This is a genomic window from Occallatibacter sp. FHG110214_02 (assembly GCF_059115385.1).
In genome coordinates this window covers 101,401-127,746 of the sequence record NZ_JBZYWK010000011.1, presented here as the reverse complement: position 1 = coordinate 127,746, position 26,346 = coordinate 101,401, and the positions used below count along the sequence as shown (strand labels likewise).

Sequence of the window (26,346 nt, the reverse complement as noted above, 5' to 3'; positions counted from 1 at the left end):
TATGCTCCGAAATTCATTATCCCAGAAGTCAACTACTCTGATTCGCGACTGCCAGCTTCCGCATTGCCAGTTTCTGACGCCGGAGGATACACGCGCACGCGCTCCACGCGACGATCGGTAGAGGAAACCACCTCCAGCTTCATTCCGCCGGGTTCAACAAGCACCACCTCACCGGGCAGCGGAATGCGTCCTTCAATCTCGCTGACCAGACCGGCGACAGTCGTGGCCTCATAGTGGCCATTCAACTCCACCGATGCGCCAAACAAATCCCCAAGCCCGCTTGCAGGCATGCTGCCGGGAACAACCCACGCACCACCAGGCTCGCGCTGCGGCTCCTCGACCGGAGTTTCGTCGTCATGCTCATCGCGAATCTCTCCGACAATCTGCTCCAGTAAATCCTCAATCGTCACAAGCCCAGCAACGCCGCCGTACTCATCGATAACAACGCGCATGTGCTGCTTTTCGCGCTGCATCTCACGCAACAACTCATAACCGCGCTTGGTCTCCGGCACAAAGGCCGCGGCCTTCTGGATGCTTTCCACCGTGCGCGTATGCGCCTCTTCATCGGCAATCTGCAAAAGGTCATGCGCAAAAGCAATGCCGGTAATGTTGTCGAGAGAGCCGGAGTAAACCGGCACGCGAGAGAAGTTGTGCTCCCTGAGCATCACCAGAAACTGCTCCAGCGTAAGTGACGCCTGCACCGCAAAAACCTGCGGCCGCGGCGTCATCACTTCACGCACCAGCTTGTCGCCAAACTCAACAGCAGAGCGCAGCAAATCGCGGTCCGTCTCTTCGAGGATGCCTTCTTCCTCGCCCGCTTCCAGCAGCGCCTCCACATCTCCCGCCGCTTCCTCTTCTGGATTGACAGGCTCTTCCGCAAGTGCTGCCACGGAGTAGAAGAAGCGAACCAGCACCGTAATCGGAGTGGTAACCCACAGCAGCAGGCGAATCGGCCAGATGGCCGTGCGCACCCACTTGCCACGCGTGCGCTCAAACAGCAGCCACGGAAGAATCTGCCCGAAGAAGACCGCTACAAGAACAATGCCCAGCACCGCCTGCACAATCTCAAGCGCCGTGGGACGACCCGCATGCGGTCCGCGGTCAAAGAGCACCGCGCCAAAGATAAGCGCAATCACGCCAAGCGAAAGATGCTGCGCCACCGCAGCACACAGCGCCGCATGGTCACGCGTAAGACCAAGCTGCGGCTCGGCTGTCTCTTCCCATGCGTCAAGATTTTCTTCCACTTCGCGCGTCAGAATCTTGCCGTACTCGGCATAGATACGCACGATGTACGAAGCCAGCATGAACGCAAGCGCAAGAATCACCACGGCAACAATCGCAAGGTTACTCATGCCCGCGCTCCCTTACTCACGCGCTCAATCAACCCTTGCGGCAATCCCAGCCTTCCGCGCAGCAGACGTTCCTTGCGCGCCATTTCACCGTTGTCGATTTCGTGATCGTACCCCGCCAGGTGCAGCAGACCGTGCAGTATCAAAACCTTAATCTCCGTAGAAAGCGTGTGGCCCTGCTCGCGCGCCTGCTTGAGCGCAGTTTCCGTGCTGATAGCCAGGTCACCCGCAACTCCCGCAGCCATCTCGTGCGCCGGAAAAGACAGTACATCCGTTGCCTTGTTCTTCTTGCGGAACTGCTTGTTCAACTGCTTGATTGCTTCATCAGAAGTAAGCAGCACCGTCACCTGGCCGCGCAGCTTCACCGCCCCCTGCGCTTCGCGAAGAAAACGCGACAACGTGCGCGCGGAGGGAACGCGTTCCTTACGAGGCAACTGCCTGTCTGGTAGAGAGTCCGAACTTTGGTCTGTGTCAAAAAGGATCATCGTGGTCCGGGCGGCGTACAAACCGCCCGGCTCACTTCCTATTCTACGCAAACCGCAAAATTACTGCGGCTTGGGCGCTGCAACCGGCATCGGACGGCCATCCACATCAATGGCTTCGCCAATCGAAAGCGGAAGTTCCTGCTGCTGCGACTTCACCGCGTCATAAGCGTGGACGATGCGTTGCACCAGCGCATGGCGAACAACGTCCCCGGCTTCAAAGTGGCAGAAGGCAATGCCCTCCACGCCATCAAGAACGTTGATCGCATCCACCAGGCCACTCTTGCGCGGATTCGGCAAGTCAATCTGCGTGATGTCGCCCGTAATGACGGCCTTCGAGTTGTTGCCAAGACGCGTCAGGAACATCTTCATCTGCTCGGTCGTGGTGTTCTGCGCCTCGTCCATGATGATGAAGGCGTCATTGAGCGTGCGTCCACGCATAAAGGCCAGCGGCGCAACTTCAATCACGTTCTTCTCAAGCATCTTGTCCACGCGCTCCGGCTCCAGCAAGTCGTAGAGCGCGTCATAAAGAGGACGGAGATACGGGTCCACCTTTTCCTGCAAGCTGCCGGGCAGGAAACCAAGCTTCTCGCCCGCTTCCACAGCCGGGCGCACAAGAATAATCCGGCTGACCTTCTTCGCGTTCATCGCCGCCACGGCCATCGCCACGGCAAGATACGTCTTGCCCGTACCCGCCGGGCCTACGCCGAAAGTCATGTCGTTGGCCTCAATCGCCTCGACATACTTCCGTTGATTGATGGAGCGCGGCTGCACCATGCGCTTCACGCCTGTTGACCGCTGCTTGCCGCTGTCCGCTAGCGACTTCAATGTCGTCGCCGGGTCGGCAACCACCATGCGAAGCATCCCGTTCAGTTCGCCGTTATGGGGATGAATCCCTTGCTTGCGCAGAGCCTCGAAGTCCGCAAAAATCCCGCGAACCCGGTTCACGCTTTCCTCTGGTCCCTGCACGTGGACGGCGTCGGACCGCAAATCAATCCGCACACCAAGCTTGTCTTCCATCAGTCTCAGGTTTTCATCGCGAGTCCCAAACAGGGGCTCAAGGTTCGGCGTGATCTCCAGGGCGAGTTTCAATGGTTTCGATAGCCTCCAGGGTGGTGGGTCGATGCGCGGCGAATGCCGCACGACGCCGCAGCTTCCTTGCAGAAGCTATCGGCAAGATCAGGAGAGAACACAAGGGCAACAGCGCCGCCACTGCCGATTTTCACAGCAGCGCAGCAAACAGCGTGCAATCCAAAGTGGGAGAGCGTACGGAAACGGTTAGCGCCGGGTTGCCCTTTGCCTGTCCTCTGGCGGGCCGCCTTGCTAAACCGCGATTTGGTATAGGTGACCAATCGGTATCTGCGCTGAGAGTAGCGCCGGCGGAGAAATCCGTCAATCCACCCCTGCACATTTTTTTGATGAAAAAGTGACTCGAAAGATACCGGCAACTTTCGATCGCCTTGCCTACGTCCGTCTCAAGCCTTCCGCCACCACCGCACCAGCGGCCCCGCCGCTCCATGCACCGGGTCCGACGCCGGAAAAGCCACCCGCTTCATACGTTCAATCGCGGCTGCATCGGGAGCCTCCCGGCAGATGTCCCAGGTCTCCCCCAGCGGATACGCGCCTATCACCAGAAAATCCCCGCTCACCTCGATGCGGCAATGCCCCGTCCCCGTCGGCAGCACAGCCACATCCCCAGCCCGCACCGTCACCTCATGCCCGCCTTCACCGCCGAGCATGATTCTGCCCCAGCCGCCCGCGAATCCCAACACCTCATGCGCCGTCGAGTGGTAGTGGTGAAAGTTATAAACGCCATTGCGCCACTGCGGCGGCCAGCCGTTCCGCTCAAAGACCGACTCCATTGCCGAAGCCATATCCCCGCTCGGCTGAAAAGCTCCGCGATACACCAGCACCGGAAACTGCTCGTTATTCGGCATCCATCCATTACGCTTCAACTGCAGCGTCTCGGGTTCCGCCGTTCCCGCCAGCGCATTCGCCTTCACGCCCACTCCCGTCATCGCCAGCAACGCCCCAAACTCGCGCCGATTCATGCCGCCCTCCCGATACTTCAGGTTAGCCCCATCCTCATCACTATCCGGGCCAGATCCAGCTTGCGCAGGTCAGAAACAGATTGACCAAAACCCCAATTTCCCCTAGACTAAGTAATTGCGAGAGGTGCGGACAAGTCAGCATTCCGACCTGCATTCTCATTCCGCATCATCTCTTTCGACCTGCGGCACTTAGCCGAGGCGATTTTTCAAGGATTTAGGTAATGGCAAATCACGTTTCGTCGCTCAAGCGCGCCCGTCAGACCGAGAAGAAGACCGCCGTGAACCGCGCCAACCGCAGCCGCGTGCGCACCAGCCTGCGCACCCTCCGCGAAGCTCTGGCCAAGGGCGATGTGCCCGCAGCACAGGCGCAGTACCGCGAGACCGTCTCGGTTCTCGACAAGAGCGTCCAGAAGGGCATCTTCCACGACAACACCGTTTCGCGCTACAAGAGCCGCCTCAACGCGCGCCTCAAGGCCCTGGTTCTCGCCAAGGCGTAAGCACTTTTCGCTTCCAAAATAAAAACAGCCGGGCTTGCCCGGCTGTTTTTATTTACCTCAGTTCCGTTAATTCCGTGTCTTCGCCACATCCGGCCCCAGCAAATCTTCCACCGTCATGCCCTTGCCCAACTCCGGCACCGGCAAATCCGGCACTTTGCCTGATGCGGCCTCCGGCTTCAGATGCAGCTCTTCCAGCCCCTTCCTGAGCATCGCAAAAGCATCTTCCGGCGTATCGGCATACTGAAACAGGTTCACATCGTTGGGAGAAATCGCACCCTCATCCACAAAAGCCTGGATATTCAGAACCTTCTTCCAATACTCCGAGCCATAAATGACAACCGTAAGCTCCTTGGCCAGCTTATGCGTCTGCGCCAGCGTCAGAATCTCGAACATCTCATCCATGGTCCCAAAGCCACCCGGAAAAACCACCAGCGCCTTCGCCAGGTACGCAAACCAAAGCTTGCGCATAAAGAAGTAGTGAAACTCGAAGTTCAGCTCCGGCGTGATGTAGGGGTTCGGATACTGCTCAAACGGCAGCTTGATATTCAGCCCAATCGTCTTGCCGCCCGCCTCATACGCCCCGCGATTAGCGGCTTCCATAATTCCCGGCCCACCGCCGGAGGTGACCACAAAGCGGTGCCGCTTGGAAGGAATTCCCTTCGCCCAATCCGTCAGCAGATAAGCCAGCTTCCGAGCATCCTCGTAATACCTGTCAATCTTGCCGCCGGACCCAAACCGCGCCGAGCCGAAGAAAACCACCGTGTCCTGAATCCGCTCATGCCGAAAGCGCGCCAGCGGCTCCTGGTACTCCGCCAGGATGCGCATCAGCCGCCCATCCGGCCCATGCAGAAAGTTGGGATTCTCATATGCCAGCGGCGCCGATTCCAGCCTTGGCGGCGTAGCCTCTACCGAAGCCGCATCAGCGGCCTTTCCTGTACCCTGCTTTTCCGTCATTTATTCATCCCGATGCCGAACGGCATCTCGAAACGCAATCCACAAATTCAGCAGTCCCAGCCCGGAGATGATTCCGCGCACAGCCCCATTCGCCGCATAAATAGACAGCGTAGGAAACTGCGCAAAAAGTGGGTTGTGATCCCAGAAAAAGGGCGTCCACGGCGCGCAGCAGACCGCAATCCCGATGTACATCCGAATCAGCACACGCAGAAAAAGCTCGCTGCGCTCCAGCCAGCGCGGAATCCGCTGCTGCCCATGTCCTGAGCCTGAAGCATCCCCTTTAGCCGCGCCTGTCGCCGGCTTCGCCGTCATCGGGGGTGCCGAAATTGTCTCCACAATGGGAGCTACTCCGGTATCCGGCCCTATCGTCGTTACTTCCGGCTGTTGAGGCATGCGTAAACAACGGCCTATCTGCCTCGTCCAACAAAGCAAACGCCGTATCCCAACGGTACCACACTGCTCCGCGCCGGGCGGACTGCGCGCTTTGCGTGCCACGCAGCTTCCGTGGCCCTCCCGCTGGTGGGGAGCAAGTTACTGAGAGACAAAGAAATTACAAGAGAGAAGCCAGCCTTTCCACGCCGGACGCTCGATAATGGTGTCTGATATGGCGTGCGTGGTTTGCACCATCCCCTGTTTCTGAAAGCGCTCATGAAAACGACACTCGTTGCTGCTGCTCTCCTGATCTCCGCCGGGTTTATCTGCGCCCAGTCCCCCGCCTCCGTTGACGCTCCTGCGGGAACAAGCCTCCTGCTCAAAGCCAAGGGAGACGGCTTGCAGATTTACACCTGCACTGATGGCCACTGGAAGCTGAAGGCCCCCGACGCCAGGCTGCTCGACGCGCAGGGCAACGTAATCGGCCACCATTTCGCCGGACCAACATGGCATCTCGACAATGGCGGGGAAGTCAGAGGCAAAGCCATCGCCAACCAGCCCGCGCCCGACGGAACCTCCGTCCCCTGGCTGCTGGTGCAAGCCGTTTCCACCACCGGAACGCTGGCCAACGTCACTTACATTCGCCGCGTAGAAACGCAAGGCGGAGCCGCGCCCAAAGAAGCCTGCACCACCGGCGAGCTAAGCAAGCCCTACACCGCCACCTACGAGTTCTACACCGGCGGCAAATAGCGTTCCTGCAAGCAAAGAGGAATTTGCTTCGCCTTCCCGCCCGGCGTATCGTGGTTCCGTAAGCCGATTTCCGCTCTCCAAGCCAAGGAGGCCCGTCATGAAATCCGCCGCGTTTTTGCTTGCAGCTCTCTCCATTGCACTTCCAGCAGCAGCGCAATACACGCGCACACCGAGCCCCAGCTTCGGCGTTGCCGGAACGGAACAACCCGGCAGCGGTCCCCAACAGCCAAAGCTTACGCAGGAGCAGGTGCAGGAACGCCTCCAGCAAATGCAGAAAGCACTTACAGCGCGGCTTTCAACATGCCCCATCTCCATGGAAGCCCGTCAGGGCGGCGGCCTGCACATCGAGCGCGCCAACAGAGGCGGCAAAAACCCTGATCCCGGAATGACGCCCACCATCACCCTGCGCGCTCCCGGCGGCAAACACATCACCTACGCCAACATCACCGCCTACGGCTACTCCGCCCGCAAATGGGCTGCTCCACTCCAGACAGGCATTGACCGGCCTGTGCGCCCCGGCGACTCGCTCCCCACCGCCAACTATCTCAATCGAACCCTCACCATCCGCTTTGAAACAGATGGCTCCAGCGAGGACAGCACCGAGTTCGACCTCCCCGGTTTCTCCGCTCTCAGCTTCATTCGCCTCAACGCCATCACCTATGACGACGGCAGCGTCTGGAACGTAGCCGCTCCTGACTCCTGCCGCGTCAAGCCAAGCGGAGTCATGCTCATCGGCGGCGGCAACTAACGCCGCAACCGTTTACACGCCGCGCATCTGCAATTTACGATGCGTCTCTATGGCAAACCTGCTGCGTCTCGCTCCCTTGGCTCTCTGCGCCGCCGCGTCTCTTTCTCTCGCGCAAGCAAATGACCCGCTAGCCCCCACCCGCGACACCAAATCCGCCGCCGAAATCGAGCACGAGTGGCAGCAGTCCGTCTCCAAGTACGACGCAGCCCGCGCCAAGGTCCTCGCCGACACTGACCGCATCGCCGAACAAGGCCCCTACCACGCCGACTGGCCGCAGATTATGCGCCACTACCAGCAGCCGCAGTGGTACAAGGACGCCAAATTCGGCATCTTCATTCACTGGGGCGTCTACTCCGTGCCCGCCGCGGAAAACGAGTGGTACCCGCGCAACATGTACCAGAGCGACGAAGGCGCATACAAGGATTTCCAAACCCGCTTCGCCAGTCCTGACGGCGCACGTGGCTACAAGGACTTCATCCCGCAGTTCAAAGCCGAAAACTTCAACGCCAACACCTGGGCCGCACTCTTCAAAGAATCCGGCGCGCAATACGTCATCCCCGTCGCCGAGCACCACGACGGCTTCGCCATGTATGACTCCGCACTCTCCGACTGGACTGTCGTTAAGATGGGCCCCAAGCGCGACACCCTCAACGAGCTAGCCACCGCCATCCGTGCCCAGGGCCTGCACTTCGGCCTCAGTTATCACCGCGCCGAGCACGACTGGTTCTTCGACGGTGGCCGCACCTACCGCTCCGACGTCAACGACCCCAAGTACGCCTCGCTCTACGGCCCCGCGCATGAGCGCATCGACGGCGGCGACTCCGACTTCATGCAGCAGGACTTCACCTACGTCAGCCCCGAGTTCGCCCGCGACTGGCTGGCCCGCGCCTCGGAACTCGTGCAGAAGTATCACCCCGAAGTCTTCTACTTCGACTGGTGGGCCGGGCAGCCCGGTTACCGCCATGTCATGACCGAGTTCACATCCTTCTATTACAACTACGCCGCTGCAAAAAGCTTCCCCGCCGTCATCGACATCAAAATCGACGACCTGCCCTTCAAGGCCGGCGCTCGCGACTTCGAGCGCGGAGCGCAGGACCACATCCTCAAGGATCACTGGCAGACCGACACCTCCATCTCCGACAAAAGCTGGGGCTACATCGAGCACGACACCTACAAAACGCCCGAAGAAATCATTCACCAGCTCGCCGACATAGTCAGCAAAAACGGCAGTCTCCTGCTGAACATCGGCCCCAAGGCCGACGGCACCATTCCCCCCGAAGCCGAAACCACCCTCCGCGCCATCGGAGCATGGCTCAAAGTCAACGGCGAAGCCATCTACTCCAGCACCCCGTGGGTAACGTACGGCGAAGGCCCCACGCAGATCAAGGCCGGCACCTTTACCGACACCGCCACCAAGGGCTATACCGCGGAAGACTTCCGCTTCACCTCGAAGGGCACAACGGTATACGCAATCGGAATGACTTGCCCGAAGGGCGGAAAAGCCGCAATCCATTCACTCGCCCACTATCCCATCGGCAACATCGAGCTCTTAGGCTCAACCGAAAAAGTCCAGTGGACACAGGATGCAAACGCGCTGACGGTAACACTGCCCGCAAGTGCGACGTGCCAGTATGCCTATGCCCTGAAACTCACACCTACCTCATCACAGAAATAGAGCTTGTCATCCGGAACGAAGCGCCTACCCCGCGCACAGTTTTATCGTGCGTGGGGTAGGCGGAGTGAAGGATCTGCGGTTGCTTTTCGCCGCCGACACAAATCCACTCCCCGACCATCGGGAGCGCCACAAAGTCCCCGTGGCGGCTGAAAACCGCAGTGGCTGCATGCAATGCTGCCGTACCCATCATGGTTCCCCTGCCCGGTTTTGCCACCCGGTTCCCCTTCCCCACCATCGATAATCAAATCTGCTCTGGGATTCTCGCCTCCGCTCCTGGTGCTCGATGCGCAACAACTAGGTTTGCGGCGAGCGTGCCGGGGATGGAGACGGTCCCTCAATGATTAAGCCCATCCAGATAGCCCTTGCGCCCACGCGCAGCCGCCCGGTCAACATGTTTCTGGGCATTGTGCTGGCCCTTGCCGCGATTCTCCTTCTTCTTGCGCTGGCCACGTACCACACGGCTGACCCCTCGCTCAATACCTCGATAGACCCCGGCACGCACGCGTTGGTCAAGAACTGGGTCGGACCCTTCGGCGCGTCCACGAGTGACCTCTTCCTGCAGACGCTCGGCTTCACCTCCTTCTTTATCCCCATCTGGATGGGCGCCGTATCCTGGGGCTGGATGCGCTCGCGCTGGTCCGGCGCGGTCTGGCTGCGCGCCCTCGGCTGCCTCTTCGCAGTTGTCTTCCTGCCCACCGTCTTCGGCCTGCTGCCGTGGCACTGGCGCTGGATGCACGCCATCCCCGTAGAAGGCGTGCTCGGGCGTCTCGTCGCTCCCATACTGGTGGGCTGGCTCAACGTGCAAGGCGCATGGATTGTAGCCGCCGTGCTGGCGCTCGCAGGCTCGTACTTCGCACTAGCCATCTCCTTCCGCGAAATCATGGAGATTCTCGAAGCCCGCTGGGGCGGCATGCAGGCTCTCAGCGACCGCTGGCACAACTGGCGTGAAGAGCGCGCCGAAATGCGCGCCGAGCGCAACTCTCTCAAGGAAGAGCAGGAAAACCCCGGCCCCTCGCAGCGCTTCTACACCGGCAACGCCGACGGCGAAGAAGACGCCCCCGCTATGCGTGCCCCCAGCAAGCTGGCCGCGCTCTTCGGACGCCGCCGTCAGGAAGTGGACCCGGTACAGGAAATCCCCGCCTACCAGCGCCAGCGCCCCGCAGAAGTTGCCGAAGCCGCACCAGCCTATGCCGAGCCCGTTCCAGCTCCAACTCCCGTAGCACGCCGCGCCAGCATCTGGGAGCGCACCACGGAAGCCGCCGCTCCCGTCTCCGCTGCCGCCGCAGCCTTTGCAGAAGCACAACCCGCAAGACAGCCCGAGCCGGCAGCCACCATCCCGGTCGCGCAGCGCTATGCTCCGGAACCATCGCAAGCCGCACAGCCAGTCGAGCGAATCGAGCGCCCCATCGCAGAGCCCATGCCGGACATTCCGGTCTCGCAGCGCTTTGTGGAAGAAGCACCAATCCCGGCCCCGCAGCCCGTGCAGGCAATCCGCCCTGCGGAACCCATCGCACCGCAGCCAAAATCAGAGCCCATCGCGCAGACCTTGGAAATCCACGAACGCGCCGACATCCACGAGCCCACTCGCGTGGTCAAGCAGGTAAGGGAAAGCGGCTTCAAGCTGCCACCCAGCACCCTGCTCAACGCGGGCAGCGGCCCGCAAGTCATCCGCGAAAGCGAGCTCCGCGAAGAAGCGCAAATCCTCGTAGAAAAATGCGCCGAGTTCGACGTGCGCGGCCAGGTTGTGCAAATCAACCCCGGCCCCATGGTCACCACCTACGAGTTCAAACCCGAAGCTGGCGTGAAATACAGCCGTGTCACCGGCCTCGCCGATGACCTCTGCCTCGCCATGCGTGCCGAAAGCATCCTCATCGAGCGCATGGCCGGAAAAAGCACCGTCGGCATCCAGGTTCCCAACCACGAGCGCGAAACCATCCACCTCCGCGACGTGCTCGAATCCGAAACCTTCGCCAAGGCCAAGTCGCGCCTCTCGCTGGCAATGGGCAAGGACATCAATGGCCGCATCGTCACCGCTGACCTGGCCTCCATGCCGCACGTACTGATTGCAGGCTCCACAGGCTCCGGTAAATCCGTGGCCATCAACGCCATGATTATGAGCCTGCTCTTCCGCACCACGCCGCAGCAGGTTCGCCTCATTCTCGTTGACCCCAAGCGCGTCGAACTCGGCATGTATGAAGGCGTGCCGCACCTCTTCACGCCTATCATCACCGAGCCCAAGCTAGCGGCCAACGCCCTCCGCAACGCCGTTCGCGAGATGGAGCGCCGGCTCAAGCTCCTCGCTTCGCGCAGCGTCCGCAACATCGACCAGTACAACAAGCTCTACGAAGAAGGCTCCACGCCGTCGCTCTTTGAAGATGAAAACGGCGAGGACGAAGGTCCTCTCCCCTACATCGTCATCGTCATCGACGAGCTCGCCGACCTCATGATGCTCGACCGCGCCAACGTGGAAGAATCCATCACGCGTCTGGCACAGATGGCCCGCGCCGTCGGAATCCACCTCGTACTCGCAACGCAGCGCCCCAGCGTGGACGTCATCACCGGCCTCATCAAAGCCAACGTGCCCACGCGCATCAGCTTCCGCCTCTCCACCAAGGTAGACTCGCGCACCATCATCGATACCAACGGCGCAGAAGCCCTGCTAGGCCGCGGCGACATGCTCTTCCTGCCGCCCGGCACCAGCCGCCTCATGCGCCTGCACGCCCCCTATGTCAGCGAGAAGGAAACCGCCGCAGTCGTCAACTTCTGGAAGGACCAGGGCACAGCAGAATACGCCGAAGGCTTCCTCGAATCTCCGAAGGACGAACGCGCAACAATGGAAGGCGGCAGCGACAGCGAAGAAGACAACGACCCCATGTTCGACGACGCAGTACGCCTCGTCTTCGAATTCGGTAAGGCTTCCACTTCGCTCCTGCAGCGCCGTCTTCGCATCGGCTATGGCCGCGCCGCGCATCTCATCGACATGATGGAGCGCGACGGCCTGGTGGGCCCCGCCGACGGCTCCCGCCCGCGCGAACTTCTCAAAGCCCCCGGCTGGCTGCACGAAGTAAGCGCAACCGCAGAATAAAAAACAAAAAAGGAAGAGGCCGAGGATGAATCCTCGGCCTCTTCCTTTTTACGAAAGCAAAAACTGCTTTTCCAACCTGTCCAGAATCTCCGCAGACATCCCCTCCGCGCTATCGCAAACCCCCGTATGCACTGGCGAAGGCTGAATCATCGTGCTGCGCGGCGAAACAATCCAATGGAACCGCTCGCGCAACGAAAGCGCCGCAATCGGCCCCGCATCCGCATCCCCCGCGCAAATCCGCTCCACTGCTTCCAGATGCTTCCGCACGAGCGTAGCATCCGCATCCGGCCAAAGCGCCTTCAACCGCTCCGCATCAAGATGAATCCGCGCCGCAAGGTAGCGCTTCTCCAGGCAAAACACAACAACGCCGGCGTTGATGAACTCCTGCCGCTCAACGCGAGGCACCACGCGCAGCAGCGCGTAATCAAAGGATGCGGCTGCGGGCACGGATCGCCTCCTGTTCAAAAATCTGCGCAGATGCAAGTCGCCGCACAAAGAAATCCAGATACGCCGCGCGCCGCTCCGCCGCCGTCGCTCCCGGAGTAGCCTCCAGCCACTCATCCGGAACCTCATTCAAAATCGCTGCCAGCACATCCGCCGTCAACTTCCCGCGAGCAACCTCTCCCGCCTTCTCAATCTCCCCAGCCCACGGCAACAAAACATGCTGCTCAATCTGCGCAAACGGCGACTCAATCTTGCTCTTCATATTGTCCCAGTCGTGATGAAAAAACAGCGCCGCCCCGTGGTCAATCGGATAAAGCTTGTGATGCCATACCAGCAGGTTGGCATTCCGCGCCGTGCGGTCCACGTTCTGCGTAAACGCATCCAGCCACACCAGCATCGAAGCCTCTTCTGCTGAAGCCGTATCCCGCGCCGCCGGATCAAACATCATGGAGCCGGGCAAATAATCCAGCGCAAGATTCAGCCCCACACTCGCCTTCAGCAACTGGCGAATCTCATAATCAGGCTCATTGCGCCCAAGCGCCGCCGAAATCTCCGCAAACACAATCTCCGGAACCCGCAGCCCAAGCACGCGCCCCATCTCGCCAGCAATCAACTCCGCAATCAGCGAGCGAATCCCCTGCCCCGCGCCGCGAAACTTCACCACGTACATCCCCAGATCGTCCGCCTCTACAATGGCGGGCAGCGAGCCGCCTTCGCGCAAAGGCAGCACATAACGCGTCGCTTGTATCGTTCGCAGCATCGAATCAACAGTTTAATGGATGCATTTCTTTCGAGTACGCACAAACGAGCTGGAGGACAGCAATGAAGATAGGCTTTCTGGGTCTGGGCAGCATGGGTTCGCACATGGCAAAGCGTCTGATTGACGCAGGGCATGAGGTAGCGGTTTGGAACCGTACGGAAGGCCGCACAACGCCGCTGGCGCGGGAGGGCGCAATTGTTGCAGGAACGCCAGCCGAAGCCGAGCTTGGAGCAGATGCCGTAATCACGATGCTGTTTGACGATGCGGCGTATGAAGAGGTGCTCTTTGGACCGAATGGTTTGATGGATGCCCTGGAGCCGGGCGGACTTCATATCGCGTGCGGCACCATCAGCGTAAAGCTCTCCGAGCGCCTGACCGAGGAACATAAGCGGCGCGGAATAGGGTTTGTGGCGGCTCCAGTCTTCGGCAGGCCGTTTGTCGCCGAAGCCGGAAAGCTGTGGATCGTACTCGCCGGAGCCGACGAAGCCATCGAACGCGCCAAGCCAATCCTCGCGCCGCTCTCCCGCGGATTCTCCATCGCAGGCAATCATCCTCCACAAGCGCATGCCATCAAGCTCGGCGGAAACTTCCTCATCTGCGCAATGAATTGCTCGTTAGCCGAAGGTTTCGTCTTCGCAGAATCTCAGGGAATCGACCCTGCAGCCTTCTTTGAAGCTATCAACTCCGCACTCTTCCAGTCGCCGTTCTATGCAAACTATGCGGGAATCATGCTCAACCCGCCTGAGCAAGCCGGAGCAACCGTAGCGCTGGGCAAAAAAGACCTGGGCCTCTTCCGCGCCGCAGCCGCTGCGCACGACACAAAGCTAAGCCTCGCCGACGACATGGCCCAGATATTTGACGAAGCCATCGCCGGCGGACTCGCCGATACCGACTGGGCCGTAGGCCAATACCGCATGGCACAAAAACGCAGCCGCAAAAATCTTGGGTAGGATGGAAGGCATGAGCCTCAAAGGGAAAGTTGTCTTCATCACAGGAGCCAGCGCCGGAATCGGCGCGGCTACGGCCTTGGCGTTTGCCGCAGAAGGAGCAAAACTTCTACTCGCAGCCCGGCGCGTGGAAAAGCTCGCGGAAGTCGCCGCCGAAGCCACCAAACGCGGCTCGGCAGACGTGCACAGCATCGCTCTCGATGTCCGCGACAACGCCGCCGTTGCATCTACCATCGCGCAACTGCCCGAAGAGTGGCAGCCAATTGAAGTCCTCGTCAACAACGCCGGCCTCAGCCGCGGACTGGAAAAAGTCTACGAGGGCAAGGTTGCCGACTGGGATGAGATGATCGACACCAACGTGAAGGGCCTGCTGCATGTAACACGCGCCGTAGTCCCCGGCATGGTCGAGCGCGGCAGCGGCCACGTCATCAACCTCGGCTCAACCGCCGGCCACCTCACCTACCCCGGCGGCGCGGTGTACTGTGCAACAAAGGCAGCGGAGCGGGCGATTAACGACGGCCTGCGGCAGGACGTGCTCGGCACGCCAATCCGCGTGACGAGCGTGGACCCCGGCATGGTGAAGACAGATTTCAGCCTGGTGCGTTTTCGCGGCGACGAGGAACGGGCGGCAAATGTCTACAAGGGCGTGCATGCGCTCACGCCGGAGGATGTAGCCGAAGTGATCGTCTGGTCGGCGACGCGGCCAGCTCACGTGAATATCGCGGATGTGCTGCTAACTTCCGTACAGCAGGCAAATTCGCTGCTGATTAGCAGAAAGAGTGAATAAGGAATCGTTATTCCTGTGTCCGGAAAATACAGACATGAGGCGCGCATCCATGGACTGGTTGCACCAAAGACACAATCGCCCGGACGGCCAGTCCCAGCCCAAAAGAAAACCCGCCAAAGGCGGGCTAGTTGAACTTGGCTAACTCGGCCTCAATCTGGGCCAAGGCAGCTTCGAGCGCCTGTCGGCGCACGGGGTTTGAGGTTCGCTGCGAAAGAATGTTTTCTTTCTGCAGGGTGAGCGCCTGGACCTGACGTGCCTTGCGAGTACGCTCGGCTTCGATTGCGCGCTTTGTTTCTTCGCTTACGAAACCGTTTCCCACCATCGGGACAGTCTGCGACATGCTTGCCATTTGCTCCTCCACGGATTTACTTTCCCAACCACGGGCCATATCTTCATTCTACGGGGGTTTTATCTGGTTTTCACCACTCCTGGTGCAGTCTTTTGGCCTAAATTCGACAGTCTTTATGGGTTTTTCATGCTGAGGAGATGAAATGCGGGTCTGGCAGATTAGTTCGTTTGGTGTTGAGAAGTTGGAATTTGCGGAGCGGCCGCAGCCGGAGCCAGGTCCGGGACAGGTACTGGTCAAGATTCACGCCATCTCGTTGAATTTCCGTGACTTGATGATGGTAAAAGGGCTCTACAACCCCAAGCTCAAGCTGCCCCGAATTCCCTGCTCCGACGGCGCGGGAGAAGTCGTGTCAATCGGCGAAGGCGTTTCGCAATGGAAATCCGGCGACCGCGTTGCCGGAATCTTCATGCAGAACTGGCTCGACGGCCCCGCCACCCCGGAAAAAGTAAAAGGCGCCCTCGGCGGCGACATCGACGGCACACTCGCCGAATTCGTAGTGCTCGACGAAAAGGGCCTCGTGGCCATCCCCGAGCACCTCAGCTATCAGGAAGCCGCCACCCTGCCCTGCGCCGCCGTCACCGCATGGAACGCCCTCAAAGCCGGCGACGTAAAACCGGGCAGCACCGTCCTGATCCAGGGCACCGGCGGAGTCTCGCTCTTCACCCTGCAATTCGCCCGTCTCATGGGAGCCCGCGTGCTGGGCATCTCCGGCAGCGAGGAAAAACTGGAGCGCGTGCGCGAAATGGGCCTCGACGCCGCCCTGAACTACAAGACAACCCCCGAATGGGACCGCTGGGCCTTGGACGAAACAGGCGGCGCAGGCGTAGACGTAATCGTGGAAGTCGGCGGCGTAGGCACGCTGCCCCGCTCGCTGCGCGCCGTGCGCATGGGCGGAACCATCTCTCAGGTTGGCGTGCTCACCGGAGTCACCCCCACCGAGCCAATCTCAATCCCGGTCATCCTGCACAAGCAATCCATCCTGCGCGGAATCTACGTCGGCTCGCGTCAGGATTTCGTCGAGATGAATCAGGCAATCTCCCTCGCCGGTCTCCGCCCCGTAGGAGAAGACTTCCCGTGGACGCACGCAAGAGAAGTTCTATCCCGCATGGAAAACGGCGGCCACTTCGGCAAGCTGGTGATGACGGTGGCGTGAAGATGAGGCTCGCGCTATCATTGGGCCATGGCAACCACTGCAACCAACCCGAAGCAACTGGCGCATGAGTTAATTGAGCGCATGAGCACGGGACAGGTTTCAGCGGTTGTCGGCCTGCTTGAGGTTATGCTTGATCCGGTCTCAGCAGCCTTGGCCAATGCCCCGGTTGACGATGAGCCTGTCAGCGACGCGGAAAAGCGCGATATTGCAGAAGCGCGCGCGGAGATTTCCCGCGGCAAGGTCATTTCTCATGAAGAAATTCTTGCCGAATTCGGCGCGACTCTGAAATCCGCACAATCGGGCCGCTAATAATGGGTAAAAACATTGCGTGGCGAGAGCGCGCCAGAGCAGATCTTCGCGCAATTGACCAACCTACTGCGCTGCGCATTTTGCATGCGCTGGCACATTTTGCGGCTACCGGCGAAGGTGACGTAAAGCGTTTGCAGGACATCGAGCCGCCCGAGTTCCGACTACGCGTTGGAGACTACAGGCTGCGCTTCTATGACACAGACAACACGATCTACGTCACCTCTGTAAAACATCGCCGCGAAGCTTATCGCTAGTTAAACCCAAGCACCGGATGCGGCTGATAAGGCTCTTCCAGCGATTGGATCTCCTCCGGCGTAAGCTTCAAGTCAACAGCAGCCACCGCATCCACCAGATGGTGCGGCTTGCTGGCTCCCACAATCGGAGCCGTAACACCCGGCTTAGCCAGCAGCCACGCCAGCGCAACCTGCGCCTGCGGAACCCCGCGCTTCTCCGCAACCTCTGTCAGCCGATTGACCACCTGCTCATCACTCGCCTCGGTCACGGAATACATCGAAGTGCCGAACTTATCCGTCTCAAAGCGCTTCGTATTTTCCGACTTCCACGGCCTCGCCAGCCGCCCACGCGCCAGCGGGCTCCACGGAATAATCCCAATCCCCTGGTCGAGGCAAAGCCCCGTCATCTCGCGCTCTTCCTCGCGATACAGCAGGTTGTAGTGGTTTTGCATCGAGACAAACCGCGTCCACCCCATCAGGTCCGCAAGATAAAGCGACTTCGCAAACTGCCAGGCATACATCGACGAAGCGCCAATGTAGAGCACCTTGCCCGCCTTCACCGCATCATGCAGCGCCTCCAGCGTCTCCTCAATCGGAGCCTCATAATCCCAGCGGTGAATCTGGTAAAGGTCAATGTAATCCGTCTTGAGCCGCTTCAAGCTCTGCTCCAGCTCAAACATAATCGCCTTGCGCGAAAGCCCCTTGCCGTTAGGCTCCTCGCGCATGGGATTGAAAACCTTCGTAGCCACAACCACCGACTCGCGCCGCACGTTGTCATGAAGAAAGTTTCCAAGAACCGTCTCCGAAGCCCCGCGCGAGTACACATTCGCCGTATCGAAAAAGTTGATGCCGAAATCCAGCGCCTGCTTGAAGTAAGGACGGCTATCCTCTTCATTCAGCGCCCAGTATTGGCTGCCCGGCGTAAGCTCGCCCACCGCGGGCGCGCCATAAGTCATACAGCCGAGAGAGATGCGGGAAACCTTAAGCCCCGTCTTACCAAGATTGACGTATTCCATTTGCACTCCTGATTTGTGCTCTGTGTAGATTAAGCAGGTTGTGTCTGCGCTCCATGCAGAAGCCGTTCATAAATACCCTGCGTCTCGCCATTAAAAGAAACGAAGGAAATCTCCTCCACGCCACTCTGTTCCACATGCGATTGCACCGTAGCAATCGCAATCTTCGCCGCCCGCTCATGCGGAAACCGATAAACACCCGTACTGATAGCAGGAAACGCAATCGACTTCGCGCCAACCTCAAGCGCCAGCTCAAGACACCGCTGGTAGCATCCTGCCAGCAGCTCATCTTCCTGAAAGCTGCCGCCCTGCCATATCGGCCCCACCGTATGAAAAACCCACTTCGCCGCCAGCCGAAACCCCGGCGTGCGCTTCGCATACCCCGTAGGACATCCATGCAGCTTGCGGCAAGCCTCCAGCAGCTCCGGCCCAGCAGCGCGATGAATCGCCCCATCCACACCACCGCCGCCCAGCAGCGACTCATTCGCGGCATTGACAATCGCATCCACCGCAAACGTCGTAATGTCGCCCTGCACCGCAATCAGACGAGCCATAGCAACCTCGGAATGAGCATACGCCTTGAGTGGACTCTAGGCTCAAGCTCGCAGGAACCCGAATCGCACCCCGCCCCGCATGAATCGAATAACCATGGCGAATAATTCCAGCGGCCTCGCGGTTTCCATCCTCGACCTTGTAGCAACAAAATCCGGCGAGCAGCCCGGTATAGCAATCGCCCGCAGCGTAGACCTCGCGCAGCACGCCGAGCAGTGGGGATACACCCGCTTCTGGCTCGCCGAGCACCACGCCATCGGCGGCCTCGCCTGCTCCGCCACCTCCGTGCTCATCGGCCACGTCGCCGGAGCAACCAAAACCATCCGCGTAGGCTCCGGCGGCGTCATGCTGCCCAACCACGCGCCCCTAGTCGTCGCCGAGCAGTTCGGCACCCTGGAAGCCCTCTATCCCGGCCGCATCGACCTCGGCTTAGGCCGCGCCCCCGGCAGCGACTACCAGACCATGCGCGCCCTGCGCCGCAGCCTCACGCAAACCGGCGACGACTTCCCCGAACTGCTCGCAGAGCTACGCGCCTACCTCGGCCCCGAGCGCCCCGGCCAGTTGGTAAAAGCCTTCCCCGGCCAGAACAGCAACGTACCCATCACGCTCCTCGGCTCCAGCCTCTTCAGCGCACATTTAGCAGCGCGCCTCGGCCTGCCCTTCGCCTTCGCCTCGCACTTCGCGCCGGAATACCTCCACGCCGCCTCAGCCTTGTACCACCAGCAATTCGAGCCAAGCGAAGTCCTCTCCGAGCCCTACCTGATAGTCGGCGCACCAGTCATCGCCGCCGAAACCGATGCGGAAGCACAAAAGCTGTTCACCACCCCGCAGCAGCGTTTCCTGCGCCTCATCCGCAATCAGCCAGTAGACCTGCTTCCTCCCGTAGATTCCATGGACAGCATGTGGAACGCTCTTGAAAAAGCCGCCGTCGAAAGCAAGCTCAATGCGGCAATCATCGGTTCCAATGCCACAGTACAAGCCGGCCTCGTAAAGCTGGCTACCTCCACCGGAGCGGACGAAATCATAGTAGTCACCGACACCTACAGTCACGAGGCCCGCCTGGATTCCTATCGTCGTGTAGCCGAGATAGCCAAAGCAATGGAGGCTACGGCAATCCGATAGTGTCTGGCGAATAAGTTTGGAAGGCTATGAATCGTTGGAAAGGGCATGAACTGTTTGGAAGGGTACGGGCTTCAGCCCGTACATAAAAACACCAAATTTATGGGACTTTAGCCCCTGAGGAACGTTTTCCCCGCAAATCCCCCACCCACACCGTTCCCAAACGGCGAATTAAACTATTAAACAGCGTAAAAATACGCGAAAAATGCTGGCGCAACCCTGCGCCAGCATAGAAAACTAGAGTTCGCCTCTCGTCCAACCCCCTATGGCCACCTCAGCATCGCTATCGCTCCTCCGGCCTGTGCGCTCCCGCAGCAGCATGGGCCTGCTGCTATGCGCAGCCGTAGCGATAGCAGGTTGCGGAGCAGGCACCACGCGCACTATGCAGCCCACCAGCGCCTCACTCTCGCTGAGCGGCGGTGACGCCAGCATCGACACCAACTGCACCGGCTGCAACGCAACCGATAGACGCGGCAGCGCCGTCTACCGCTTCTCCGCCGCAACCGAAGACGGCTCCCCCGCAAAAATCATGTGGACCGTCGCTGGTGGAGACCCCAAGGCCGGAGCCGGGACCATCGACGCGGAAGGCCGCTACACCCCACCCGGATTTCTAACCTCAGACCACGCGGAAGTCACCGTAACCGCGCGCCTGGTCGAAACCCCGTCCATCACCGCCACCACCACCATTACAATCACGCCCGGCTTCCTCGAACCCCTCACCCCGGAAAACGTCACCCTCGGCCCCGGCGGAACCGTCACCCTCACCGGCAAGCTCTCTGAAGCCGGAGGCCATTCCGGCATCCGCTTTGCCCTCTCGGGCAGCCCCAGCGGGGCCCAAGGCGGAGCAGGCACCCTCAGCCCCGCGGACTGCGAACGCACCCAGTCGGCCTTCACCACCTGCACCGTAACCTACTCCGCCCCGGCAGTAATTGAAGCTCCCACCGTCAGCTACGTAGTAGCCCACGCAGGCAAAGCCACAACAGAGATGGCCATCCTGCTCAATCCCGCAGGCGTAGCCAGCAACCCGGTCTCCCACCGCGAACCGCTGAACATGCCCATGGCCCTCGGCGCCTCCGGCGGCAACAACAGCGACCTCGACGCCACCGGAAACTCCGTCGCCGACTGCTGCGGCGGCACGCTCGGCGCCCTCGTCGCCGACTCCACCGGAAAGCAATATCTGCTGAGTAACAATCACGTCCTCGCCCGCAGCGACCACGCCTCTTCCGGCGACGCCATCGTGCAGCCCGGCCTCATTGACAACAACTGCACCCCCAACGGCAACGGCCCCGGAACCACCCCGGTAGCCACGCTCTCAAGCTGGCTCCCCCTCAAGAATCCGCAAACCAACGCCGATGCAGCGCTTGCGCAAGTCAGTTCCCCCCGTCTCGTAGACGGAGCCGGAGCCATCCTCGAACTCGGCACACGCAAATCAGACGGCACGCTCATGAGCGCCCCTCCCGGAGTCTCTTCCACCGGCGGCAAGGGAGAAACAGCGCACCTCTCCCTGCAGGTAGCCAAGAGCGGACGCACCACCGGCCTCACCTGCGGAGCCGTCTCCGCCATCGACCTCGACGTAGCCGTGGACTACTTCGAGGACTGCGCCGAAACCCGCCACTACCTCACAAAACTCTTCACCCACCAGCTAGCCGTAAGCGGCGACCGCTTTAGCGACGCAGGCGATTCCGGCGCGCTCGTAGTCGATGCCACCAACGCCGAGCCCGTAGGCCTCTTCTTCGCGGGCGGCATGGATTCTGCAGGAGTAGTGCAGGGCGTAGCAACCCCCGCGCCGGAAGTGCTGAATGAACTAAGCACCGCCGGAGCCACAAGCTACACCTTCGTCGGCGGCTCGGACCACGCCGTAAGCTGCCTCAGCTTCGGAGACAGCACCGTCAACGCCGCGCAGCGCGAGCCTCTCAGTACCGTAGAAACCGCACGCACCCAGCAAGCGCTGACCCTGGCCCGCACCATGGTCAATCCGCGCGAAGGCATACTCGGCATAGCAGCAGGCAAAAGCAGTGACCACGCTGGCGAAGCCGCGGTAATCGTCTACGTGGAAGAAGCGGCAATACCCAACATCCCGGCCACCATCGGCGGCGTGCGAACAGTCATAATCCCCACAACAGCGCGAGCCGTAGCCACGGGCAGCGCGCCCACGGTCAATAAGGCTTCCGAAACACTAACCACCGCAGCCTTATCACGTGCCCTGGAAGTAAAGCAGCAAACAGCGCACAGCCTCATGGAAAAGACCCCGGCAATCTTCGGCGTAGGCGTCGGCCAAAGCCTCGACAATCCCCGCGAAGCAGCCCTGGTGGTCTATATCGATAAAAGCCACCTGCCCGCCCAGTTGCAGCAGAGCATCGACGGCATACGCGTCCGCTACGTAGTCATGGACCGCCTCCACGTCACGCGTTCCTTCGCGCAGCCGGTCTCCACCCAGCGCTGCGTCCCGCCAGCTTATTAAGCCTGCGCAGCACTCTTCAACGCGGCAATATCCAGCTTCTTCATCTGCATCATCGCCTGAAACGCCTTAGGGTCTCGAATCAGTTCCCCAATATTTTCAGGAACAATCTGCCATGCCACGCCGAACTTGTCATGCAGCCATCCACAGGCAACCTCGCCGCCGCCCTCAACAAGCCGCGACCAGTAATAATCAATCTCCTCCTGCGAGGAGCACCGCACAACCAGCGAAATAGCGTCAGAAAATTTATGGTGCGGCCCGCCATTCAGAGCCGTAAAGTATTGCCCATTCAGCTCAAAATCAATCGTAACGATGCTTCCCTTGGGACCGGGCACATCCACCGGGCTGCGCAACTCGGCAATGCGCCGCGAGTCCTTGAAAACAGACAGATAAAACGCAACCGCCTCCTCGGCATTGCTATCAAACCAGAGAAACGGCGTAATACGAGCGGATTTTTCAAAAGCGCACATGCTCTCCCCTCCCAAACGGCGACCAGTCTACATCACGGTCATTCATCCCAAATCAATCAAAACGCATTAGGCTCATGCGTTAGCATATTTCTGAAAGGTTGAGGCATCCCCATATGAGCACTTCTCCCGCCACTACCCAGACACCACTGACCCAACTCCCAGCCTGGAAGGCACTTACCGCCCACTACGAGAAATTCCGCAACGAGCATCTGCGCGACCTCTTCAAGGCCGACCCCGCACGCGGAACCAAGTTCGCCGTCGAGGCCGAAGGCATCTATCTCGACTACTCCAAGAACCGCATCACCGAAGAAACGCTGAAGCTCCTTCTCCAGTTGGCAGAAGAGAGCGGCCTCAAGGCCCGCATCGACGCCATGTTCTCGGGCGAAAAGATCAACTCCACCGAAAAGCGCGCCGTCCTGCACGTAGCCCTTCGCGCACCCAAGGGCGAAAAAATCCTCGTGGATGGCGAAGACGTAGTTCCCGCCGTGCATGAAGTCCTCGACCGCCTCTCCGCCTTCGCCAACAGCGTGCGCAGCGGCGAGTGGAAGGGCTACACCGGCAAGTCCATCAAGAACATCGTCAACATCGGCATCGGCGGTTCCGACCTCGGCCCGGTTATGGCTTACGAGGCACTGCGCCACTACAGCCAGCGCGACCTGAACTTCCGCTTCGTCTCCAACATCGACGGCACGGACTTCGCCGAAGCCACCCACGACCTCGACCCCGAAGAAACCCTCTTCATCATCTCGTCTAAGACCTTCACCACGCTTGAGACCATGACCAACGCGCACACCGCGCGCACATGGGCTCTCCAGAAGCTGGAGCACCACGCAGCCATCGCGAAGCACTTCGTAGCGGTCTCCACCAACGCCGCCGAAGTCACCAAGTTCGGCATCGACACCGCCAACATGTTCGGTTTCTGGGACTGGGTCGGCGGTCGCTACTCCATGGACTCCGCCATCGGTCTCTCCACCATGCTGGCCGTTGGCCCGGACAACTTCCGCAAGCTGCTCGCCGGCTTCCACACCATCGACGAGCACTTCCGCACCACTCCATTTGAGAAGAACCTGCCCGTCCTCCTCGGCCTCCTGACCGTCTGGTACGCCGACTTCTTCGACGCGCAGACCGTAGCCGTCCTCCCCTACGACCAGTACCTGAAGCGCTTCCCTGCCTACCTGCAGCAGCTCACCATGGAGAGCAACGGAAAGCACGTCACCCTCTCCGGCGAGGAAGTAGACTACGAGACCGGCCCCATCTTCTGGGGCGAGCCCGGCACCAACGGACAGCACTCCTTCTACCAGCTCATCCACCAGGGAACGCACCTCATCCCCAGCGACTTCATCGGCTTCTCCAAGACGCTGAACAAGCTAGGCGAGCACCACGACCTGCTCATGGCCAACGTCTTCGCGCAAGCCGAAGCCCTCGCATTCGGCAAAACCGCCGAAGAAGTCAAAGCAGAAGGCGTGCCCGCAGAGCTCGTGCCGCACAAGGTCTTTGAAGGCAACCGCCCGTCCAACACCATCCTCGTAGAAAAGCTCACACCAGAGGCGCTCGGCAAGCTGATCGCCCTCTACGAGCACTCGGTCTTCACGCAGGGCGCCATCTGGCAGATCAACTCCTTCGACCAGTGGGGCGTAGAACTCGGCAAGGTTCTGGCAAAGAAGATCGGTGCCGAGCTGGAAGCCGCAGGCGACGTCACCACGCACGACAGCTCCACCAACACCCTCATCAACCTCTACAAAAAGCAGCGCGGCTAAACATCCGCACCCAAAGACAATCGGGGAGCAGGCTCAAGCCTGCTCCCCGATTGTCTTTTTACCCTGCTGTAGCAATCTGAAAAATTCCGCCTAGAAGCGCGAACGGCCACCGAACGAATAAAGCACGCCAAGAGTCACACCTGCGGGATTCAGTTCCTTGCCACTCCTCCCGAGAAAGTCAGGCCAGAACTGATAGTCATACTCCGCGCGAGCGGTCAGGTGAGCCGGTAGATGATAGTCAAAGCCGCCACCCAGCTCTGTTACAGTACGGGTCTCGTGATTAAAAGTCCGCGATATAGGAGCGTTCGGGTCTACCGGATTGAGTTGCACGCCTGCGTGATGGTCGATGCTGCCGTACAGCCACTCCGCCTTCACAAAGGGCTGCAAGGCGTGAATTCTGCGGAGATAGGGCAGACGGTGGTGATAGAGCAGCCCGCCGCCAAGCGTATCTGTCCGAAAATCCGACGGCTGCGTGGAGTTGCGATGCCAGCTAATATCACGAGCCTCTAATTCGACGCTGAGCCCGCTCAGAAACCCGGGCATAAATGGCGGGTTCCAATCAGCCCATAGAGTTGGGCCGTACATCCTGCCATGTCCCCAATCCATATTAAAACCGGAGATACCGGCGCCAACAAGAAAGCGGGGATGGTCTTCGCGAGCGGCATAATTCGCCTGGGCGGAAGCAGATTTTGCTACGAAGTAGGGGAGTAGAAGCGCAAGAATCCCTGCACAAAACAACTTGCTTCGCATGTAATGTATCTCCTTGCAACAAATAGTCCCAAGGCGTGGATAGCGGACTCAATGGATCGATAAACGCGGCGAGTGGCACACATCTATCTATAGAAAATAGAGGCTTTTTACCTCTTTAATTTGTTCTATTTTTAGTTAGCAAACTTACAGGCTCCCAGGCTTCGGGAGCCAGCCTCTTGATTGTACTAGCCTCTGCTTGCCCGGCAAATATGTTGACGGCCCTTCTAACGAGAAGTAACCCGTTTCGCCAGTCAAAGTTGCCGCTTTCCAGTTACTTTGGCCACCGTGGAGAGATGCGGATAAGGTCCAGGTTCCCGCCATTTTCCACTGTAAATGCAGGAGATAGTGCCGGAATCGCCGCAATTCCCCGCTCCGGAATCGTGACCGTCTCAAAGCCCTCTCCCACTAGGCGCGCCGAACCCGCGGCAGCAAAAAGATAAGACAGCCCCTGCTCGGACTCATCGGAATCCCGCAGCGAAACGCTGGTGCGCGAGTCAGAAATGTGAATGCGCTCGACACAGAAATAGCTCTCGCGAATCAGCACGGTACGGTCTTCCAGCACCTGCGGCGCAACCTTGCCCGCACGCGTAACAAGACGAGTCGCTTCCAGGGACTTTTCAATGTGCAGCTCACGCGGACGCCCATAGTCGTACATGCGATAGGTAAGGTCGGAGTTCTGCTGCGTCTCGAGAATAATCGCACCCGGCCAAATCGCATGCACCGTTCCCGCATCCACAAAAACCATGTCGCCCTGCGCAACGGGAACCAGTTGCAGGCTTTCCTCAAGCGTACCGTTGTGGATTCCATTGCGAATCTGCTCCATCGTGACGCCGGGCTTGAGACCTGCGGCAACAACGGCATCAGGCTCCGCAGCCATGGCATACCAGCACTCGGTCTTGCCGCGTGGGTCGCCATACTTCTGCGCCATCGCATCATCCGGATGCACCTGCACGCTAAGCTTCTCGCGAGCAAAAAGCATCTTAATCAAAAGCGGCGAACCAGCATGCTCCGTAGTGCCAAGCATCTCCGCAGCAGATTTCTCAAACAGTTCGCCAAGCGTCTTGCCCGCCTGCGGACCAGAGCTCACACTGCATTGGTCGCCAGTGAGCCACACCTCGCCAATGGGGTCGCCATCCGCAACAATGTTGTACCAGGGGCGCAGGTCCTTATACCCCCAAACGCGGGTGGACAGGTAAGGTTCAATCAGGAATGGAGCGAATGAGGGAAGAGCTTGCGTCGGCATATTCTCTATTCTAAAGAATCTCCGCGAAACCGAACAGAA

Annotated in this window: 28 protein-coding genes; 14 read left to right on the top strand and 14 right to left on the bottom strand. The window is 59.9% G+C overall.

The annotated features are described in order from the left end of the window. Positions 1 to 32: 32 nt before the first annotated feature. The 3 genes from AC5S3R_RS12075 to AC5S3R_RS12065 all read right to left on the bottom strand — a co-directional run bounded on the left by AC5S3R_RS12075 (position 33) and on the right by AC5S3R_RS12065 (position 2,923). Positions 33 to 1,352, bottom strand: coding sequence for a hemolysin family protein (locus AC5S3R_RS12075; RefSeq protein WP_494267292.1), 1,320 nt, complete (start codon positions 1,350 to 1,352; stop codon positions 33 to 35). Next, positions 1,349 to 1,783, bottom strand: a complete 435-nt coding sequence (ybeY, locus tag AC5S3R_RS12070; protein WP_494267291.1) for an rRNA maturation RNase YbeY — start codon at positions 1,781 to 1,783, stop codon at positions 1,349 to 1,351. Before ybeY ends, AC5S3R_RS12075 begins: the two co-directional genes overlap by 4 nt. Positions 1,784 to 1,894: 111 nt before the next feature. After that, on the bottom strand, positions 1,895 to 2,923 hold the full coding sequence (locus tag AC5S3R_RS12065; RefSeq protein WP_494267290.1) for a PhoH family protein: 1,029 nt from the start codon (positions 2,921 to 2,923) through the stop codon (positions 1,895 to 1,897). Here AC5S3R_RS12065 and AC5S3R_RS12060 point away from each other — a divergent pair. Next, on the top strand, positions 2,923 to 3,261 hold the full coding sequence (locus AC5S3R_RS12060) for a hypothetical protein (protein WP_494267289.1): 339 nt from the start codon (positions 2,923 to 2,925) through the stop codon (positions 3,259 to 3,261). The two genes, AC5S3R_RS12065 and AC5S3R_RS12060, sit on opposite strands and share 1 nt — an antisense overlap. A gap of 45 nt (positions 3,262 to 3,306) precedes the next feature. On the opposite strand, the gene AC5S3R_RS12055 is transcribed toward AC5S3R_RS12060, so the two are convergent. After that, complete coding sequence (locus AC5S3R_RS12055; RefSeq protein WP_494267288.1) at positions 3,307 to 3,882, bottom strand: cupin; 576 nt, start codon at positions 3,880 to 3,882, stop codon at positions 3,307 to 3,309. A gap of 221 nt (positions 3,883 to 4,103) precedes the next feature. Between AC5S3R_RS12055 and rpsT the strand changes: the two genes are divergently transcribed. After that, complete coding sequence (gene rpsT / locus AC5S3R_RS12050; RefSeq protein WP_494267287.1) at positions 4,104 to 4,379, top strand: 30S ribosomal protein S20; 276 nt, start codon at positions 4,104 to 4,106, stop codon at positions 4,377 to 4,379. A 66-nt stretch (positions 4,380 to 4,445) separates the two neighbouring features. Here the strand turns inward: rpsT and AC5S3R_RS12045 are convergent, their stop codons facing one another. Both AC5S3R_RS12045 and AC5S3R_RS12040 read right to left on the bottom strand, forming a co-directional pair. Further along, positions 4,446 to 5,333 (bottom strand): LOG family protein, encoded by an 888-nt coding sequence (locus tag AC5S3R_RS12045; protein WP_494267286.1) that lies wholly within the window; start codon positions 5,331 to 5,333, stop codon positions 4,446 to 4,448. Next, positions 5,334 to 5,726: a hypothetical protein gene (locus AC5S3R_RS12040; protein WP_494267285.1), complete on the bottom strand. Its 393-nt coding sequence runs from the start codon at positions 5,724 to 5,726 to the stop codon at positions 5,334 to 5,336. Positions 5,727 to 5,981: 255 nt separating this feature from the next. Between AC5S3R_RS12040 and AC5S3R_RS12035 the strand changes: the two genes are divergently transcribed. The 4 genes from AC5S3R_RS12035 (at position 5,982) to AC5S3R_RS12020 (ending at position 11,963) form a co-directional block, all read left to right on the top strand. Further along, the gene (locus tag AC5S3R_RS12035; protein WP_494267284.1) at positions 5,982 to 6,455 is read left to right on the top strand and encodes a DUF3455 domain-containing protein; all 474 of its coding nucleotides are present in this window, start codon (positions 5,982 to 5,984) and stop codon (positions 6,453 to 6,455) included. Between the two features lie 97 nt (positions 6,456 to 6,552). Beyond that, entirely contained in the window at positions 6,553 to 7,203 is a 651-nt protein-coding gene (locus AC5S3R_RS12030) for a hypothetical protein (protein ID WP_494267283.1), read from the top strand. 49 nt (positions 7,204 to 7,252) lie between these two features. Further along, positions 7,253 to 8,878 carry an alpha-L-fucosidase gene (locus AC5S3R_RS12025; protein WP_494267282.1) on the top strand — a complete coding sequence of 542 codons (1,626 nt, stop codon included), beginning with the start codon at positions 7,253 to 7,255 and terminating at the stop codon, positions 8,876 to 8,878. A gap of 337 nt (positions 8,879 to 9,215) precedes the next feature. After that, positions 9,216 to 11,963 (top strand): DNA translocase FtsK, encoded by a 2,748-nt coding sequence (locus tag AC5S3R_RS12020; RefSeq protein ID WP_494267281.1) that lies wholly within the window; start codon positions 9,216 to 9,218, stop codon positions 11,961 to 11,963. A gap of 48 nt (positions 11,964 to 12,011) precedes the next feature. On the opposite strand, the gene AC5S3R_RS12015 is transcribed toward AC5S3R_RS12020, so the two are convergent. Both AC5S3R_RS12015 and AC5S3R_RS12010 read right to left on the bottom strand, forming a co-directional pair. Beyond that, a complete protein-coding gene (locus AC5S3R_RS12015) occupies positions 12,012 to 12,410 on the bottom strand; it encodes a DUF3037 domain-containing protein (RefSeq protein WP_494267280.1) in 399 nt (132 codons plus the stop codon). Continuing rightward, positions 12,388 to 13,167, bottom strand: a complete 780-nt coding sequence (locus tag AC5S3R_RS12010; RefSeq protein WP_494267279.1) for a HipA family kinase — start codon at positions 13,165 to 13,167, stop codon at positions 12,388 to 12,390. The genes AC5S3R_RS12015 and AC5S3R_RS12010 overlap by 23 nt, the downstream gene beginning before the upstream one ends. 62 nt (positions 13,168 to 13,229) lie before the next feature. Here AC5S3R_RS12010 and AC5S3R_RS12005 point away from each other — a divergent pair, with 62 nt between their 5' ends. Both AC5S3R_RS12005 and AC5S3R_RS12000 read left to right on the top strand, forming a co-directional pair. Further along, a complete protein-coding gene (locus AC5S3R_RS12005) occupies positions 13,230 to 14,117 on the top strand; it encodes an NAD(P)-dependent oxidoreductase (protein ID WP_494267278.1) in 888 nt (295 codons plus the stop codon). Positions 14,118 to 14,127: 10 nt separating this feature from the next. After that, on the top strand, positions 14,128 to 14,901 hold the full coding sequence (locus tag AC5S3R_RS12000) for an SDR family NAD(P)-dependent oxidoreductase (RefSeq protein WP_494267277.1): 774 nt from the start codon (positions 14,128 to 14,130) through the stop codon (positions 14,899 to 14,901). Between the two features lie 124 nt (positions 14,902 to 15,025). Here AC5S3R_RS12000 and AC5S3R_RS11995 read toward each other — a convergent pair whose 3' ends face one another. Beyond that, positions 15,026 to 15,241: a hypothetical protein gene (locus AC5S3R_RS11995; RefSeq protein ID WP_494267276.1), complete on the bottom strand. Its 216-nt coding sequence runs from the start codon at positions 15,239 to 15,241 to the stop codon at positions 15,026 to 15,028. 151 nt (positions 15,242 to 15,392) lie between these two features. On the opposite strand from AC5S3R_RS11995, the gene AC5S3R_RS11990 reads away from it, so the two are divergent. Genes AC5S3R_RS11990 through AC5S3R_RS11980 form a run of 3 tightly spaced genes read left to right on the top strand, consistent with a single transcriptional unit; the run spans position 15,393 to position 16,966 of the window. Continuing rightward, positions 15,393 to 16,403, top strand: coding sequence for a zinc-dependent alcohol dehydrogenase family protein (locus AC5S3R_RS11990; RefSeq protein ID WP_494267275.1), 1,011 nt, complete (start codon positions 15,393 to 15,395; stop codon positions 16,401 to 16,403). Positions 16,404 to 16,430: 27 nt separating this feature from the next. Next, positions 16,431 to 16,712 (top strand): hypothetical protein, encoded by a 282-nt coding sequence (locus AC5S3R_RS11985; protein ID WP_494267274.1) that lies wholly within the window; start codon positions 16,431 to 16,433, stop codon positions 16,710 to 16,712. 2 nt (positions 16,713 to 16,714) lie between these two features. Then, positions 16,715 to 16,966, top strand: coding sequence for a type II toxin-antitoxin system RelE family toxin (locus AC5S3R_RS11980; RefSeq protein WP_494267273.1), 252 nt, complete (start codon positions 16,715 to 16,717; stop codon positions 16,964 to 16,966). On the opposite strand, the gene AC5S3R_RS11975 is transcribed toward AC5S3R_RS11980, so the two are convergent. Then, a complete protein-coding gene (locus AC5S3R_RS11975) occupies positions 16,963 to 17,961 on the bottom strand; it encodes an aldo/keto reductase (protein WP_494267272.1) in 999 nt (332 codons plus the stop codon). The two genes, AC5S3R_RS11980 and AC5S3R_RS11975, sit on opposite strands and share 4 nt — an antisense overlap. A gap of 29 nt (positions 17,962 to 17,990) precedes the next feature. Next, entirely contained in the window at positions 17,991 to 18,512 is a 522-nt protein-coding gene (locus tag AC5S3R_RS11970; RefSeq protein ID WP_494267271.1) for an O-acetyl-ADP-ribose deacetylase, read from the bottom strand. A 94-nt stretch (positions 18,513 to 18,606) separates the two neighbouring features. Between AC5S3R_RS11970 and AC5S3R_RS11965 the strand changes: the two genes are divergently transcribed. Together AC5S3R_RS11965 and AC5S3R_RS11960 are read left to right on the top strand one after the other, a co-directional pair. Further along, positions 18,607 to 19,632, top strand: coding sequence for an LLM class flavin-dependent oxidoreductase (locus AC5S3R_RS11965; protein ID WP_494267270.1), 1,026 nt, complete (start codon positions 18,607 to 18,609; stop codon positions 19,630 to 19,632). Positions 19,633 to 19,894: 262 nt separating this feature from the next. Continuing rightward, entirely contained in the window at positions 19,895 to 22,090 is a 2,196-nt protein-coding gene (locus tag AC5S3R_RS11960) for a chymotrypsin family serine protease (RefSeq protein ID WP_494267269.1), read from the top strand. Here AC5S3R_RS11960 and AC5S3R_RS11955 read toward each other — a convergent pair. Next, the gene (locus AC5S3R_RS11955) at positions 22,087 to 22,557 is read right to left on the bottom strand and encodes a VOC family protein (protein ID WP_494267268.1); all 471 of its coding nucleotides are present in this window, start codon (positions 22,555 to 22,557) and stop codon (positions 22,087 to 22,089) included. The two genes, AC5S3R_RS11960 and AC5S3R_RS11955, sit on opposite strands and share 4 nt — an antisense overlap. Before the next feature lie 113 nt (positions 22,558 to 22,670). On the opposite strand from AC5S3R_RS11955, the gene pgi reads away from it, so the two are divergent. After that, positions 22,671 to 24,314 (top strand): glucose-6-phosphate isomerase, encoded by a 1,644-nt coding sequence (gene pgi, locus AC5S3R_RS11950; protein ID WP_494267267.1) that lies wholly within the window; start codon positions 22,671 to 22,673, stop codon positions 24,312 to 24,314. 90 nt (positions 24,315 to 24,404) lie between these two features. Here pgi and AC5S3R_RS11945 read toward each other — a convergent pair whose 3' ends face one another. Then, on the bottom strand, positions 24,405 to 25,064 hold the full coding sequence (locus AC5S3R_RS11945) for an outer membrane beta-barrel protein (RefSeq protein WP_494267266.1): 660 nt from the start codon (positions 25,062 to 25,064) through the stop codon (positions 24,405 to 24,407). Positions 25,065 to 25,335: 271 nt separating this feature from the next. After that, positions 25,336 to 26,307 (bottom strand): type I phosphomannose isomerase catalytic subunit, encoded by a 972-nt coding sequence (locus tag AC5S3R_RS11940; protein WP_494267265.1) that lies wholly within the window; start codon positions 26,305 to 26,307, stop codon positions 25,336 to 25,338. Positions 26,308 to 26,346: the final 39 nt, after the last annotated feature.